Source organism: Anaerococcus sp. Marseille-P3915 (assembly GCF_900258475.1).
GTDB lineage: Bacteria > Bacillota > Clostridia > Tissierellales > Peptoniphilaceae > Anaerococcus > Anaerococcus kampingae.
Window position 1 is genome coordinate 1,537,871 of sequence record NZ_LT984887.1, and the last position, 15,415, is coordinate 1,553,285.

Annotated in this window: 17 protein-coding genes and 1 riboswitch; of the genes, 6 read left to right on the top strand and 11 right to left on the bottom strand. The window is 34.2% G+C overall.

Annotation, left to right across the window (positions count from 1 at the left end; genetic code table 11):
* Window positions 1-79: 79 nt before the first annotated feature.
* The 8 genes from thiT to C8269_RS07645 all read right to left on the bottom strand — a co-directional run bounded on the left by thiT (window position 80) and on the right by C8269_RS07645 (window position 6,447).
* Entirely contained in the window at window positions 80-625 is a 546-nt protein-coding gene (gene thiT / locus C8269_RS07610; RefSeq protein ID WP_106461084.1) for an energy-coupled thiamine transporter ThiT, read from the bottom strand.
* A gap of 30 nt (window positions 626-655) precedes the next feature.
* Window positions 656-750: riboswitch (TPP riboswitch) on the bottom strand.
* 34 nt (window positions 751-784) lie between these two features.
* Complete coding sequence (locus C8269_RS07615; RefSeq protein WP_199792172.1) at window positions 785-1,342, bottom strand: manganese efflux pump MntP; 558 nt, start codon at window positions 1,340-1,342, stop codon at window positions 785-787.
* Between the two features lie 70 nt (window positions 1,343-1,412).
* Window positions 1,413-1,703, bottom strand: coding sequence for a hypothetical protein (locus tag C8269_RS07620; protein ID WP_106461085.1), 291 nt, complete (start codon window positions 1,701-1,703; stop codon window positions 1,413-1,415).
* 19 nt (window positions 1,704-1,722) lie between these two features.
* The gene (locus C8269_RS07625; protein ID WP_158698390.1) at window positions 1,723-2,808 is read right to left on the bottom strand and encodes a hypothetical protein; all 1,086 of its coding nucleotides are present in this window, start codon (window positions 2,806-2,808) and stop codon (window positions 1,723-1,725) included.
* Between the two features lie 20 nt (window positions 2,809-2,828).
* A complete protein-coding gene (locus tag C8269_RS07630) occupies window positions 2,829-3,947 on the bottom strand; it encodes an EpsG family protein (RefSeq protein ID WP_106461087.1) in 1,119 nt (372 codons plus the stop codon).
* A 307-nt stretch (window positions 3,948-4,254) separates the two neighbouring features.
* Window positions 4,255-5,307: a DUF4097 family beta strand repeat-containing protein gene (locus C8269_RS07635; RefSeq protein WP_106461088.1), complete on the bottom strand. Its 1,053-nt coding sequence runs from the start codon at window positions 5,305-5,307 to the stop codon at window positions 4,255-4,257.
* Entirely contained in the window at window positions 5,300-5,656 is a 357-nt protein-coding gene (locus tag C8269_RS07640) for a DUF2089 domain-containing protein (protein WP_106461089.1), read from the bottom strand. The genes C8269_RS07635 and C8269_RS07640 overlap by 8 nt, the downstream gene beginning before the upstream one ends.
* Before the next feature lie 158 nt (window positions 5,657-5,814).
* Window positions 5,815-6,447 carry a GntR family transcriptional regulator gene (locus C8269_RS07645; protein ID WP_106461090.1) on the bottom strand — a complete coding sequence of 211 codons (633 nt, stop codon included), beginning with the start codon at window positions 6,445-6,447 and terminating at the stop codon, window positions 5,815-5,817.
* A gap of 141 nt (window positions 6,448-6,588) precedes the next feature.
* On the opposite strand from C8269_RS07645, the gene C8269_RS07650 reads away from it, so the two are divergent.
* Genes C8269_RS07650 through gltS form a run of 3 tightly spaced genes read left to right on the top strand, consistent with a single transcriptional unit; the run spans window position 6,589 to window position 9,131 of the window.
* Complete coding sequence (locus C8269_RS07650) at window positions 6,589-7,263, top strand: RraA family protein (RefSeq protein ID WP_158698391.1); 675 nt, start codon at window positions 6,589-6,591, stop codon at window positions 7,261-7,263.
* A 1-nt stretch (window position 7,264) separates the two neighbouring features.
* Window positions 7,265-7,939 (top strand): 4-carboxy-4-hydroxy-2-oxoadipate aldolase/oxaloacetate decarboxylase, encoded by a 675-nt coding sequence (locus tag C8269_RS07655; RefSeq protein ID WP_106461092.1) that lies wholly within the window; start codon window positions 7,265-7,267, stop codon window positions 7,937-7,939.
* A gap of 10 nt (window positions 7,940-7,949) precedes the next feature.
* Window positions 7,950-9,131, top strand: a complete 1,182-nt coding sequence (gene gltS / locus C8269_RS07660) for a sodium/glutamate symporter (RefSeq protein WP_106461093.1) — start codon at window positions 7,950-7,952, stop codon at window positions 9,129-9,131.
* Window positions 9,132-9,204: 73 nt separating this feature from the next.
* Here gltS and C8269_RS07665 read toward each other — a convergent pair whose 3' ends face one another.
* From C8269_RS07665 to C8269_RS07675, 3 genes are read right to left on the bottom strand one after another with little or no spacing between them, the layout of a single operon-like run.
* Complete coding sequence (locus C8269_RS07665; protein ID WP_106461094.1) at window positions 9,205-9,897, bottom strand: hypothetical protein; 693 nt, start codon at window positions 9,895-9,897, stop codon at window positions 9,205-9,207.
* A complete protein-coding gene (locus C8269_RS07670; RefSeq protein WP_106461095.1) occupies window positions 9,894-10,895 on the bottom strand; it encodes a glycosyltransferase family 4 protein in 1,002 nt (333 codons plus the stop codon). The genes C8269_RS07665 and C8269_RS07670 overlap by 4 nt, the downstream gene beginning before the upstream one ends.
* Window positions 10,864-12,027: a glycosyltransferase gene (locus tag C8269_RS07675; protein ID WP_106461096.1), complete on the bottom strand. Its 1,164-nt coding sequence runs from the start codon at window positions 12,025-12,027 to the stop codon at window positions 10,864-10,866. The genes C8269_RS07670 and C8269_RS07675 overlap by 32 nt, the downstream gene beginning before the upstream one ends.
* Window positions 12,028-12,507: 480 nt before the next feature.
* Between C8269_RS07675 and C8269_RS07680 the strand changes: the two genes are divergently transcribed.
* The 3 genes from C8269_RS07680 to C8269_RS07690 all read left to right on the top strand — a co-directional run bounded on the left by C8269_RS07680 (window position 12,508) and on the right by C8269_RS07690 (window position 15,249).
* A complete protein-coding gene (locus C8269_RS07680; protein ID WP_106461076.1) occupies window positions 12,508-13,677 on the top strand; it encodes an IS110 family transposase in 1,170 nt (389 codons plus the stop codon).
* A gap of 956 nt (window positions 13,678-14,633) precedes the next feature.
* Entirely contained in the window at window positions 14,634-14,867 is a 234-nt protein-coding gene (locus C8269_RS07685) for a hypothetical protein (RefSeq protein ID WP_106461097.1), read from the top strand.
* 28 nt (window positions 14,868-14,895) lie between these two features.
* Window positions 14,896-15,249 carry an SdpI family protein gene (locus C8269_RS07690; RefSeq protein ID WP_106461098.1) on the top strand — a complete coding sequence of 118 codons (354 nt, stop codon included), beginning with the start codon at window positions 14,896-14,898 and terminating at the stop codon, window positions 15,247-15,249.
* Window positions 15,250-15,415 lie beyond the last annotated feature (166 nt).

The following is a 15,415-nucleotide window of genomic DNA, read 5'->3' on the forward strand; positions in this document are numbered from 1 at the left end:
ACAGGGACTACTGACCTGAACCCCAAAATCCGGAATACGGATGGAGGAGTTTTTATGTCAGAATCCCTGTTTTTATTTTCTATAATTTTGCCATATCCCTTGTGATGAATTTCTTTAGCAATAGGATTATTACTACTGTTATTATAAATTCAACACCTAGGAAGGTTCCGTTGTAGGCTATTGAGTAAGCCCAAACATTTTGTCCTTCTGGTGCATAGGATCCAAAATAAATAACCCCTGTTAGGACGTGGCAGATGAATCTTGCAAATACGCCTAAGAATGTTCCAAAAAGAACTGGTTTAAGTTCGTGTCTTTGGTTAAATGATTCTGAGAAAAATCCTACAAGTCCCAAAGCTCCGAAAGCTAATGGATAGTCAAGAAAGGCTTGGATTGGGTGGAAGATTGAACCGCCTAAAAGCATATCTAAAACTCCATATACAGCACCTACAAGGATACCTGGGCCTGCACCATATCTAATTGCAAATATAATAAGAGGAATCATTTGACCAGCTGTTACTGAACCACCTTGTGGCATAGAAAATAGCTTAATTCTGCCTAAGATAAAGGATAAGGCAATCATAATTCCTGCTTCTGTCAACATCTTTACTGACCAATTTTTCTTCATAAAAAAATACCTCCTTTACACAATACTTGCTAGAGGTATAAAGCACTTACCTCCGCCAGCATTACCTGGATCAGGTTAAGGGTATGATCTCAGCTGACTAAAAGTCGGCACCCCTAGTGATATAAATATTATACAGTTTTATATTAGTATTCAAAGATACTAATGAAAAAATAAGTGTTCAATCAAAATCTTAATCCCTAAGACAATTAGGATAAGGCCACCTGTAAGCTCTGCCATTTGTTTAGACTTAAGGCCAAGTTTTGATCCAATCTTAAAACCAATCACAGACAAGATTGCGGTGATTATTCCAATAGTTGAGGCTGACTTTACTATATCAATATTTAAGAAGGCAAGGCCCACACCCACTGCCAGGGCATCAATTGATGTAGCTATCCCCATCTTAGCTAGGGATAAAAAGTCAAAGCCATAATTTAATTCACAATATTCTTCTCTTGATTCCTTAATCATTTGTATGCCCAAGATTAAAAGCAAGAAAAAGGCAATCCAGTGGTCTATAGCCCTGATTTCTTCGGCAAAATTCCTCCCCAAAGAAAAGCCATTAACAGGCATCAGAGCCTGGAAAAACCCAAAGCATAGGCCAACAGACAGGCTGTTTTTAATAGAGTGAGTTTTTTCTGAAAGCCCCTTGCAGATACTAGCTGCAAAGGCATCCATAGCAAGGCCAACAGATAAAATAAGTAATGATGCAGTATCCAAAATTTCCTCCTAGCTAATTACACAACGCTTTTTTACTTAACCAGAAGGAAAGAAAAATGCAAATCAATTCCTAGATTTCCTTAAGTTTATCAGCTCTTATATAGAAATTTTGCCCAGCAAGACTTACATAAACAAAACCATCTTCCTCTTCCAAGATTACCCTCACCACGCTATCTTTGGGGATTTTGTCAAAGGCACTCTTTTCATCCTTATCAGAATAAATTTCAGCTTCTTCCTTAACCATGTAATCAAGGCCTACAGATATTTCTTTTTTAACCTTAAGTCCGGTACTTGGCCTTTCCTCAATATCTATACCCTTATAAGAAGTCTCAGTCTTCCCGCATCCTGCAAGGATTATCATTAGGGCAATTACCAGTAATTTATTGATAATAAACCACCCCGATCTCAGAAAGACCCAAATCTTCCAAATCTCTTATAAGCTTATCTAGGTCAGCCTTCCTTGTTTTATTATTCACAAGGATAATTTTCATATCCTCAAGACCAGCTACAAGGAAGGCTTCTTTTTCATCCTTTTCATCTATTATTACGTAGTCATATTCTTCTTTATATCTTGCCATATCCTTAGCAAAGTCATCCGTATCCATGATTTGGCTTGGATTTTCCCCTAAATATTTATAGGCAAAAAAATCTTCTATTTTTTTATCTTCACTAGCCATAAATAGAACTTTTTTATTCTTAGCAAGTTCTCTTGCAAGGTTTTCTGCAAAACCATTAGTATCCTTGCCAAGACTAGCAAGGCCAATGACACCATTTTTGTATTTATAGGCTAATTTCGCCTTAATCTTTGTAAGTTCATCACTCTTTCCAAGCACAGGATAAGAAAGCTCAGCTAAATCATCCAAGCTTGCTATCCTATCAGACATAAGGGTCTTAATAATTATGATAATAAGCCCTAAAAACAAGCCAGCAAGACCAGCTGCCACAGAGAAAATATAGGTCTTTGTCTTTGATGCCTTATTTACTAAAACATCATGTAGGTAGGCGAAATTATCTGCATTTAAGTAGTCTTTAGCCATTAGCTTAAAATTTTCACAAATGGACTTAAGGCTATCAGCAGCCCTTTTCTTATCCTGATCCCTATAAGTGAAGGAAATAAGGCCAGCCTGAGGATTTACCTCGTAGTCTGCTCTAGCCATCACATCACTATAGGTTAAATCAGATCCTCCCACTTCGAGGGCATCAGCTACCTTTTGATAAAGATCAGGCGATTTCAAAATTTCCATATAAATATTGGCAAGTTTCTCATTTAAAACAAGTTTATTGTAAGAAACCTCTTCCCCATCTTCAGCTGCAGCAATCAAAACAGCAGAAGCCTCATATGTCCCTCCATTTTTATGAAGGCCAAGGCCCAAAACTAGGCCAAAAAATAATATAGGTGGGATAATAAGAAGAAGCAAATTTCTCTTAATCCCTTCAATTAGTTGATATGTTGTAACTTTTCTCATTTTATACCCTTTCATTTTTTCTATCGCAATGAATTAATAGCCATATGGTTAGTAAAAAAGAAATCATATGGTGGAGCGTCTACTGCTATATAAACTGCGTATGGCAAGACAAATACTAGGACTGCCAAGATTAGCATAAAAACAGCCAGACTATCTTTTTCCTTCACTTCCTTTATCAAAAGCGGAATCAAAAATATTTGCATGACTGTAAAAAACGAACTAAATCTAAAGGCTATGGCTGTTGATGACCTAAAGACAAGGACTACCACAAGCCCATAAAATACAGCCTTTACTGCCGCACTATCAATCGTATTTTTCTTAAAAGTCCCCTTATCAAAATACATGATAGTCATGACAAAGAGGGCCAGGGCGAAAATAATCCTTGGGTCATAAAGTTTCATGGCATAGGCAAATTGCCCCTCAAAGGTGTAATTGATAATCTTTGTCGCCATTCTAGAAAGCCCAACAGCACCCAGAACTTTGGCCAAAATACCAAATAAAAACTTAGAAAACACCGACACTACAAAGCTAAATCCTACTATTATTGATTTCGTTAAATTTGATAAGTCAAACTTAAGATATATCAAAAACGGCAACAAAATCACAGCCGACTTATGAAAACTATAGGCCCATAAAAAGGCCAAGATGCTTAAGATATGTCTCTCTTCTGTCATTAGATATATAGATAAGACTCCAAGCCCTATAGCCGTGGCTGTCCTTGATGTTTGCATATCAAATTGCAAAAATGTCTGCATGAAAATTATAGCAGATAAAAAGGGCATCCTAGATTTCTTGGCCACCACATAGCTTATCGGTCCAATTGACAAAAGATTCATAAAAGCTATAACCCATTGACGAGATAGGCCCAAAAGATTGACTATGAAGGCTGTCAACCTAAAGGAAAACTCCACCGCATAATGGGAATCAAAAAGCTTAGTCGTATCTGTGCCAATATCTCTAGCAAACCACAAGTAATTGTAATAATCAGCATCCCCCGATCCCCTTGTGGCAGAAAAAATTAGCATAAGACCAAATATTGCACAGATTGCCAGATTTTTCTGATATTTTTTATTAAATTTTATAAGGCTAAAGCAAATGAACATCAAAAGCTCTAAGCAAAATAATAATGTAAATCCCAAAATAATCCTCTCTTAGGTCTCATTATACCCCAATACATTGGATAATTTAAAAGAAGGGTACTTAAAATTTTACATAGATTTTACACAAACTTTTTATGAAATAAACAATACTCATATATTATAAAGATGGAAAACAGATAGAAATCGACTAACTCTTCCTTAATACAAACTGTTTTCTAAGACAAAAACTTACCCTCAGTTTTTGTAAGGCTAACATTTTTGATTAACTCAAAAGCAAAAGTCCACCAGATCGGTGGATTTTTTGTTTACAAAAAAGACAGGCTATAAATAACCTGCCTCTATTTTTCTATCTAATTGATACCCTTCCAAAGCCTGTTGTCGCCTTGATTTCTAGATCTACTTCATCATTTGTTGTTGATATTTCATATCCTGTGCTTGTTTTGATCTTGTTTTCAAATTTTTCTGTCACATTTGTAGCTGGACTTTCTACAAAGGCCCTGATCTCACCAGGATAATCTGTTGTATCAACAACCACAGCACCATTTCTTGTGTCTAAGTCAATCTCTTTGGTGTTTTTGATATTGTAAACTCTAATTGAACCTTGGTTTGAATCTGCGCTAAACTTATCGCTTTCAAGCCCATCTACTCTCACATTGCCATTTACAGTATCAACTTCAGCCAATTCTCCCCTTAGATTTGCCAAGTAAATAGCACCATTTACATTATCTATAGAAAGCTTACCCAAGGTATTTTTAATATCAATTTTGCCATTTACATTGTCTATATCAATAGCAGCCTTAATATTTATAAGGTTAATTTTGGCATTTACCGTGTCGACATTTAAATTATCAAAATCAACATCTGCCACTTCAACCTTGCCATTTACAGAATCTATATTTAAATTTTCATAAAGAGTCTTGCCTAGGGCTAGCTTTAGATTTACGCTAGCTTGGACATTCTTATAAGCTTCATTTTGGCTTATTGATAACTTTCCATCTTTAATCTCTACATCTAAATAATCTTCAAGGTTAGCCTTTTTAGAATAAATATCATAGCTTAAGATAATTCCAGGATCATCAGCCTTTTCTACAATTATATCCCCATTAACTAGGTCGATATTAATATTATCTATTTCATCATCAATCCTAATATCCTTGTGAGTGTTAAATTCTCCCTTAATATTAAAATTATTTAAATCAATCATATTATCAAGGTCGATATTTGATAGGGTTTCTGTTGCCTTTTTAATTATATTATCAACTGCTGAGGTGATTTTTCCACCCAAGTCGTTGTCAGATTTTTTCTTATCGCCTATGGCTGCAAGGAGGTCACTAGCTTCTTCGACTGTGATTTTGCCATCCTTAAGCATATTTAAAATCATTTGTTTTTCTTCAGTCATTATTAATCTCCTCTAAAAGTTCCTTGGCTTTTTCTGGACTAATCTCGCCATTATCTAGCATATTTAGGATATCTAGCCTATGACTCTTCTTATCAATTTTGCCACCAAGTTTTGCTACTATCTTATCAATCCTATTTCTAACTGTTGGATATGAAATACCTATTTCTTCTCCAACATCCTTGATTGAACCTCTTTTTTGTAAAAATAATTCTATAAATTCTTTATCTTCTTTGTCTAGTTTTGAGAAGTTATCAATCTCAAATTCACCACTTACTTCTGTAAAACATGAATTGCATCTATAGGAAGTAATCACCATTTGATCACCACAATTTGGACATTTATTAATCATAGCCCCTCCTTTTGTCTAAATTATACTAGGTCTTTTAATATTTGTAAAGTCAGGATTAATTATTTTAAGTTTTTATTTTAAAATGTTTAATTTATCGTTTATGGTAATTCGTAAATTAAAAAAGATAGATGCAAATATGCTTCTATCCTTAATATATATTATATATAAACATTCTCTGTTGAATCTATGATTGAAATTTCTAACAAAGATTCCTTAACGCTATTAAGATGGTATATAAGCGACTGCCTACTTTCATCAAGATTTTGGGATTTTAAACAATATAATAAATCCAAATGCTCTTTTATACTCTTAAAAGACCTATTTGATGCCCTAGAAGCTATCCTCCTGAATCTCTCTATCTGAGAATTTAAATTGTTTAAAATATAAAATAATTTTTTATTACCAGATTTTTTTATAATTAACTCATGTAATTGCTTATCTGCTTTGTGACTATCTTCCCACTTAAAATTATCACCTAAATACTCAAATTTTTCTATTAAATCATCAATCTCTTGACTAGTTATCCTATATATGCTTTTTTCAAGTGCTAACGATTCTAAAGATATCCTTATATCAAAAATATCAGATATATCTGTAGGACTTATGTAAGAAACCATGGAAGATCTCCCGTTGAAATTACTTACTAAACCATCTTTTTCTAAATCTCTTAGAGCTTCACGTACTGGTGTACGAGATATGGATAAAATATTAGCAATATCACTTTCAACTAAGTACTCGCCTGGCTTTTTTCTATTATTAATTATTTCGTCATACAAATACTCGTATGCCATGTCTTTTCTAGATATTTTAATCACCTCTTACTATGATTTTATTGTAAGTATAAAAATAATCAATTTTATTTGAAATAAGAAATACTTACAGTATACTAATTGTATACAATTTTGATATCGTTTGCAAAAGTGGAGGTGAATTTGAAAAATATAATCGAAAATATTAAAAAACTAGATACCACTTGTATTTCAGATGCCTGTGATAGACTCGAGATTTCAGGATCATTAAGCAGTTTAAAACCTATTTTACCTGGTTCAAAGCTATGCGGTAGGGCATTTACAGTTAAGTATAGACCTAGTTCCGGCAATAATAGTACCGTTGGCGATTTTCTTGATGATTTAAAAGAAGGTGATTTAGCAGTTATAGATAATGGCGGCAGAACAGATGCTACTGTGTGGGGAGATATAATGTCTCTTTATTCTAAGATAAATGGAATTGCTGGTGCAATTATTAATGGTGCTTGTAGAGATATTCCAGAAATCAAAAAATTAGGGTTCCCTATTTTTAGCGCAGGTACTAACGCTGTTACTGGTAAAGGAAGATATGAAATAGAATATATCCAAAAGGCCATATACATAGATAATACCAAAATAGTACCTGGAGATATTATTATAGCTGATGATTCTGGAATAATTTGTATTCCAGAAAATAAAGCAGAAGAAGTTTATGAAATTGCAAAATCGATTAACGATATTGAAGAAAAAATCAAACAAGCGATTCAATCTGGAACGCCATTAAATGTGGCAAGAAATATGTATAATTATCATAATTTACAAAAACCCAATACTAACTTAGATAGCAAAAAAGGAGATTAATATGTGTGATGTAAAAAACAACGTTATAGATGATAACAAAGAAATTTTAGAGGAATTATCAAAGCTAACTACCGCTACAGTCCATGAAGCTCAGGGCAAAAAAGGGGCATTCAATCCAAATATAAAACCTCTTATCAAGGGCAAGCATATTTGTGGTCAAGCTCTTACCGTCAAGACAGGCCCATCTGACAATCTAATGCTTATAAAAGCTATTTCTATGGCACAAGAAGGTCAAATAATCGTCTTAGACCATAACAGTATAGAGATGAGTGGGCCTTTCGGAGCAGTGCTTGCTACAGAGTTAAAAACTAAAAAAGTTAGCGGACTTATTACTAACGGTTCAGTAAGAGATAGTGAAGACATTAAAAAAATGGATTTTCAGGTATTTTGTAAAAATTTGAGTATCCTTGGAACTTCAAAAGTAGAGGTTGGTACTATAAATCATCCTATAGCTGTTGATAATGTTGTTGTTAACCCGGGCGATTATATACTTGGTGACGACGATGGTGTAGTCTTAATCAAAAAAGAAAATATCAAAGAGGTAATTAGAGAATCTAAATTAAGAGACGAAAAAGAATCTGTCGTTATAGATAGGATCAAAAAAGGCGAGAGCTTGTTTGATATTTACAATTATCAGAAAAAATTTGATGAATTAAATATAGAAGTTGAAAATTAAGGAGTAAAAGATGACTATTCAATTAGATGTATTACAAACTGCTGGTTTAGCTGCTTTGCTATTTTTTATGGGTAGTAAAATCAAATCAAAAAGTAATTTTTTACAAAAATATTTTATACCAGCTCCGGTAATAGGGGGATTAATATTTAGTTTATTAGCTTTCATTGGAGTAAGAAATAATCTATATTCATTTGAAATGGATTCAGTTTTACAGGACTTCTTTATGAATGTATTTTTTACAGCAGTTGGATTTGAGTGTTCTATCTACATAGTTAAAAAGAGTGGAATACTAGGAATGAAACTTGCTGTTGTAGCTATTCTCCTATTAGTCTTCCAAAACTTACTTGGTGCTTCATTAGCTAGGTTATTTGGAATAAATCCTCTTCTAGGAGTTGCCATGGGCTCTGTATCAATGAGTGGTGGTGTAGGATCAGCTGTTGCTTTCGGGCCTGACTTTGAAGCCTTGGGAGCTGCTGGAGGTACTGCCATAGGTACAGCTGCAGCTACATTTGGTTTGTTAGTTGGAAGTATAATAGGTGGACCTGTTGCAAAAAGATTAATTGAAAAGAAAAATTTAAAAACCAATGAAAATTTAAAGAATGAAGAAACTACAACATCAGAAAAAACAGTGCTTAACAAAGCTTCATTTTTAAAAAGCTTCTTATTAGTTGTTTTAACCGGTGCATTAGGTTCAATTATATCATTACTACTTAATAAAACAGGTTTGAAATTCCCTTACTATGTCGGTTGCTTATTTGCCGGAGCTATTGTTAGAAATATTGCCGACTATAAAAATTATGAACTTAAACCAGAAGAAATAGGTACTATAAGTTCCTTCTCACTAAACTTATTCCTTTCAATGGCCTTAATGCAACTTAATATAGCCAAAATAGTAAGCTTAGCTATCCCTATGTTTGTAATCTTACTATCAGAGACACTACTTATGGCCATATACGCTTACTTCATTACATTTAAAACTTGCGGTAGTGATTATGAAGCAGCTGTAATGGCAGCGGGCCACTGTGGCGTTGGCTTAGGTCAAACTCCAAATGCTATTGCTAATATGACTGCTGTAACCGAAAAACACGGACCTGCTCCAACAGCTTGGTTTGTGCTTCCTGTTATAACCGTTATATTTATAAATATTTTTAACCCAATTATTATAACAGCATTTATGAATATTCTTTCATAATAAATATGTAAACTATAAATAAAAAAGATTCTCATCATTTTTGATGGAGAATCTTTTTTATCTTAAAAATATATTAAATATATTCCTTATCCCAATAAGATTTGGTTGTTCTTGATAACCAGATAATGGTGTTTATCATGTAGGCCCCGAGGATTCCTGCTTGGATGAAGCTTACTGCTAGGTAAAAGCCTAAGTTTGTTCCTAAGGCCTTTAAGAGCTCTGCAAGAGCAAAGGCTATGAAAAATGCTCCCAACCATTTGATTGATGTGGTAAGATTACCCTTAAAGTCTGTATAGGCTAGGGCCTTGTGGCCGTATTTTTTCTTAAAGTTATCTCTACGGATTTTGATTTCTTCTCTTTTTTCTGGACTTGCCTCTGCCAGAAGTGCCGCATAGTAGTGGGCCATATCTTCTGTCCTATTTGTGTATTTCCTAAGCTTTTCTGCCTCAAATATGCTTGGGTCTCTGATTAAAATTTCCTTTGTGATAGCTGCCTTTGACTTGTAAGTTATTCTTTTTTCTCTTAAATCTCTTAGGCCTTCTATGTCTTTTTGATTATAAATCAATTCCAAGGTCTTTTCTTCATATTTTCTAATTGTCTTACTTGCCAGGTAAAAACTTATGACAACCATAGCTATTATACACATTTGAGCCATTATCATCCCTATATCATCGGTCTTGTTTAGGTCTAAGAATAAGGTGCTTACTATACTTGGTATTAGGATGAAGATTATTAGGGCTCCTGTCAATTTTATTATAGATCTCATAGACTCATTGCCTTTCTATAGATTTCTACTAATCTTTCTCCTGTATTTGCAATCGACTTTTCCTGGGCTATTTTGTAGGCTTTTTCGCTTAAATCCGCAAGCTTTCCTTCAAGAATGCCCCCTATTTTACTTTCAAATTCATCTAGACTCTTTCCTTTATAGATATTTTCTCCGTCCACAAAGCCATCTTCAAAGATTTCTATATCCCTTATTAGGATTTGGGCTTTTGTGGCTAGGGCTTCTAGAAGGACTATGCCCTCGGTTTCCTCGTGGGTTAAAAAAGCGTAGAGGTCTGAACCTGAATAAGCCATCCTCAATTCATCGCTTGTCACATAGCCTGGCATGTGGAAATTATCTGGTGCTTGGTCAATGTCTTTTTTTATTTCCGGGCTCATTAGACTCTTATCAAGCTTGCCAAACCAGACAAATTCGTATTCATCCATCCTTTTTGCAAGCTCTATAAAATCATCTATGCCCTTTCTTTTTATGGGAAGGCCCACAGATATTATTGATTTTTTATTTGGGTCTAGGCCATATTTTTTATAAAAATTCGCCCTATCATCACTTTTTTCTATCCAAAAATCTAGGTCTATTCCATTTGACACAACTTCAATTGGCCTATCAAGGTCATAAGTTTCTAGGATATTTTTAGAATACTGGGTTGGGGTTAGGACTATGTGACCTTGCCTATAGGCATGAACTAACCATTTTTTAAAAAGTGGGGCAAGTTCATTTGAAAAGACAAAGGAATTCTTAAAATCTTCCATGGTTGAATGGCCGTGATAGACTACCTTCTTGCCAGCTTTTCTTGCCTTGTGTGCAAAAGAAACTGCTCCTGGCAAGGTGGTATTTATGTGGACTAGGTCAAAATCTTCTTTTTCATCCAGACTATAGGGAAAACCTACAAGGTCTAGGGCCTTTTTTTGGTGGTCAATAGCCTTGCCTACGCCAGATTCTTTGACTGTTTCATAATCTTTTGAATATATTAATACCTTCATGGACGTATTCCTTTATTGCTTTTTGGTAAACATCTTCGCATTTCTTGCCAAAGCTTTCAACCGAAAAATTCTCCTTGGCATATTCCTTAGCGTTTATTTCAAGAAGCTCCTTATATTCAGAATCTGAAAATACCCTATTTACAAATTTTTCGTATTCTTCAAAATCATTATATTTAAAGCCATTAAAGCCATTTACAATGACCCCATCAAGGACCGAATCATTCCTGCAAAGGGCAATGGTCCCATTAGAAAGAGCCTCATAATAAGTTAGACCTTGGGTTTCTGAAACTGATCCAGAAGAGAAAATATCAGCCGCTTGATAATAGCGGTTAACAGAATTTGAATCAACCATACCGGTGAAAATCACCTTTTTGGATAAGTTAGCTGCATATTTTTTAAGCTTATCAAGGTATGGGCCTCCCCCAACTATGTATAGGTTTATAGTAGGATCTTTTAGCCTATCGTAATAAGCCATGACCTCTTCTATATTTTTCTCCTCACCAAGCCTACCCAAATAGATAATGATTTTCTCATCATCAGCCATACCAAGTGATTTTCTCAGGATTTTTTTATCATAAAACTCAGGCATAGCAATACCTGTAGGAATTACATCAAGTTTATTTTTCTCAATCCCATACTTAAGAAGCAACTCTTCAGTCTTGGCAGTAGGAGTAATAATCCTAGTACAAAGCTTAGAAAAAGTCTTAGAAGCAATTGCCACCATCTTCTTACCCGCCCTTTCAGATGGGGAAAAATAATGAGTGTAGTCCTCATAAACCGTATGGTAGGTGTGGACAAGGGGAATCTCTAAATCTCGCTGGATGCTCTTAGCCATCAAAAAGGTAGAAAACTCGCACTGGGAATGGATAATATCAGGTTGCCACTCCTTAATCTCCTTAAGATGAGAGGAAGCTAAAAGATTAGAAACCCTAGCCTGGGGATAAATCTTCTTGGCAGAAAGACTTCCTACATAATAAACATTGCCATCCTTATAAGATTTTGTAGTATTAGATAAGGTAAGGACTCTCACATCATGGCCCTTATCCTCTAAATATTTTTTTAAATTCAAAACAGAACGTACCACCCCATTAACAACAGGCCAGTACCAATCACTGGTAATTAAAATTTTCATAAAAACCTCACTAGTATAACAATACCATTATTTGGGGGTCTTATCCAAGATAAGATTATTTTAGGGGTATTTCCCCTAAAACCCCTTTTTTTATAATAAATATAATAATTTTTTGTTTTATTATCCAAGATAATAATATTATTATTTAATTTAATTCTTCGTTATTTTATCTTTTATTAAACGATTATTATTTACTATTGAATCTCCGTCTCAAGGGGGAGCCCCAAGGGACCTTCCGCATGGTCCCTTGTATCATATAACCATAGTCATTCTATGGAAAAAACAATGGAATACTATACATTAAACATAGTGTTGTGGAATGTGTATGAGGTCCCTATAGCTTTGACTATTGCGACGAGACTACAACCACATAACTATGTTTTTTTGTTAATTAGTTAGATATCGCTAGACGATTTATTGTACAAGGATACGAGGCATAACTTATGTGGACGCACAACAATAATTTTTAAGGAGTTTTCTATGATCTATTTGGGTATTGATGTTTCTAAGTTTAAGCATAACTGCTATCTTGCTGATGAGAATAACTTTGATAAGGGGTGTCATTTTGAAATTAAGAATTCTAAAGATGGTTTTGAGTATTTGCTTAGAAAACTTTCTGATTTTGGTAAGGATAAAATTAGAATAGGATTAGAGTCCACCGGTCACTATCATCTTAATCTTTCAAGATTTCTACTAGATTTGAATTTTAACATTCATTTCTTTAACCCTTATCAAACTAGTCTTTACAGAAAGGCTGATAGTTTTAGAAATACAAAAACCGATAAGGTTGATGCTTTCTTCATTGCAAAGCTTCTAAGAGCTACTGACTCTAATCCTACTCATAATGAATTGTATCATAATTACGAACTTAAGTCACTAACTAGATACAAATCTTCTTTAAAAAATGACAGGATTAAGCTTAAAAATGCTATTGTTGGATACATAGATTTAATATTTCCTGAATTAGCTAAAGTCTGTAAGGATGTATTCTGTAAATACACCTTAGAAGTATTAAAAGAATATCCATCAGCAGATAAGATAGCTAAGGCTAACCTCACTAGAATAACTAACCTAATTAAAAAGGCTTCTAATGGCAATCATTCTAAGGAGAGAGCCATAGAAATTAGGGAGGCTGCAAGGAAGTCTATAGGTATTAATTCACCCGCTGTATCTTTTAGATTAGTTCAAGATATCAAAGCCTTAGAATTTCTAATAGAACAAATTGATGAAGTTAATGAGCAAATCAAACTACTTTTGAATGAAATGGATAATCCAATAATGACTATGCCTGGCGTAGGTATTGAGATAGGACCTAGTCTAATAGCTGAGATAGGAAACATAGATAAGTTTGAGAGCCCAAGCAAACTCTTAGCCTATGCAGGACTTGATCCATCAATTAACCAATCAGGAACAATGAATTCATCCTACAGTAGTATGAGTAAAAGAGGAAGTTCATATTTAAGGGATGCTCTATTCCTAGCAGCCTTTCTCATATGCCAAAATGATGAAACGTTTAGACTCTATTACGAGAAAAAGAAAAGCGAAGGCAAACATCATTATGTAGCCTTAACCCATGTGGCTAGGAAATTGACCAGAGTAATATTTCATCTTCTAAAGACTAATCAAAAATTTATAAGTCAAAAAAATTAATGATTTAAAAAATATTATACAATTTTTAAGCTGTCAAAAGTGATAGCTTATTTGTCATGCCCAAATTTCGTTATTCAACCTAACGGAAGTCTATTAGCGTTGAATAATTTAGGATTTTATTCAAATTATTATGTATTTTAATTTATTATTTTTTACTTGACTTCCGATAGTTAGTCTCATCGGNCTTATTTGTCATGCCCAAATTTCGTTATTCAACCTAACGGAAGTCTATTAGCGTTGAATAATTTAGGATTTTATTCAAATTATTATGTATTTTAATTTATTAATTTTTACTTGACTTCCGATAGTTAGTCTCATCGGGCTCCCCCTTGCACCCTCTCCCCGTTACACCCCCAAGCGGCCCCTAAAGCGGGGAGCATGAACAGAAGCTTGCCTTTGGCAAGCCTCTCTTTTTAGACAGACCCCCTTGTATTAGCTATCCTTATTGTTACTGATTTTGACATTCCGATGCCTAAAAATCTCAATCTAGTCTGAATGTTTCTTTTATATGCACTCTACATCTCAGTAGTTACAGAAATTTAATTTGTACTCGTGCGTCAGGAGATTTTCTTAACGGCATCTCCATTTACAAAATCTCCCGACCTTAGGGATATAGTTCTGTATTCTGATAGAATTATAACGACGAATCAGTCCTAAGGCTCGTTTGCTTCGCAAACATTGTGATAGCGAGACTTCTATATTAATCTATTGGGAGATTTAAAAGCGAAAGTCACCGTAAATAAAATCACACTGATAACCATACTTAAATAAAAATTCTGTTAATACTAAGATGACAAGTAACTATAAAAATCCAAGTTGGACTAGATTGTGATTTTTAGGGGACTTTTGATTTTAAATCAGTAAGAAGAAGGGCACATATATACGAAGTAATCCGTCATAATAAAGAAGATTTTTGAAAAAAATCTTCCCCTTTCGCACTCCGCCTAAGGAGCCGCTTGGAGGGTGTAGCGAAGAGGGGGTGTAAGGGGGAGAGCGGTGAGGGAACATGCGGAACGTTCCCTTGGCTCTCCCCCTTTGGCGAAGTCATCAGCTTGATGACAATAATTTATTATGAGATGACATTACGAAGAAAAATACTTTATAATAATATTATCTTGGATAATAAAACCCAAATAAGTAGTATACTAATAAAAGAAGTTCTTAGGGAGATGCTCCCTAAGCTAATTTAATTTATCAAGGATAAAAAGGAGTGATTTTTTGGGTCCAGTTATTGTTGGCGATTTGATGTTGCTAATTTTTTCAATTTATATTGGTATATTTTTTATATTTTTCCATAGCAAGTTTCCTGATATGACTGTGGGTTTTCATGTGTGGGAAGCTTGTTATTCTAAGGAGACATGGCGATTTGGTAATAAGTTTGCTGGGATTTTGGCTATTTGCCTCGGTGGGATTTTTTATGGAATCATAATTCCTATTTTAATCTATTTAGAAATTGATAGAAATATTCTTTCTATAATTCTAATAATCTCACTTATCTTTTACTTTTTGCTTTTATTTGCCCTTAGCAAATTTATTTTAAGAAAAAAGTTTAATCTTAAGGATAATGATTGATTTTTACTTGCTTTTAATATATAATGTTAGTAGCAAAAGGGACTAGCCCAATTATTTAATCGTCAAGACACGGATTATCCCGGTTAAATAAACCCTTGTGGTGGCAAGACGGAGCTGGTATATTTGAATTTCAAATTGCCATTGGCTCCGCTTTTTTTATACCTTT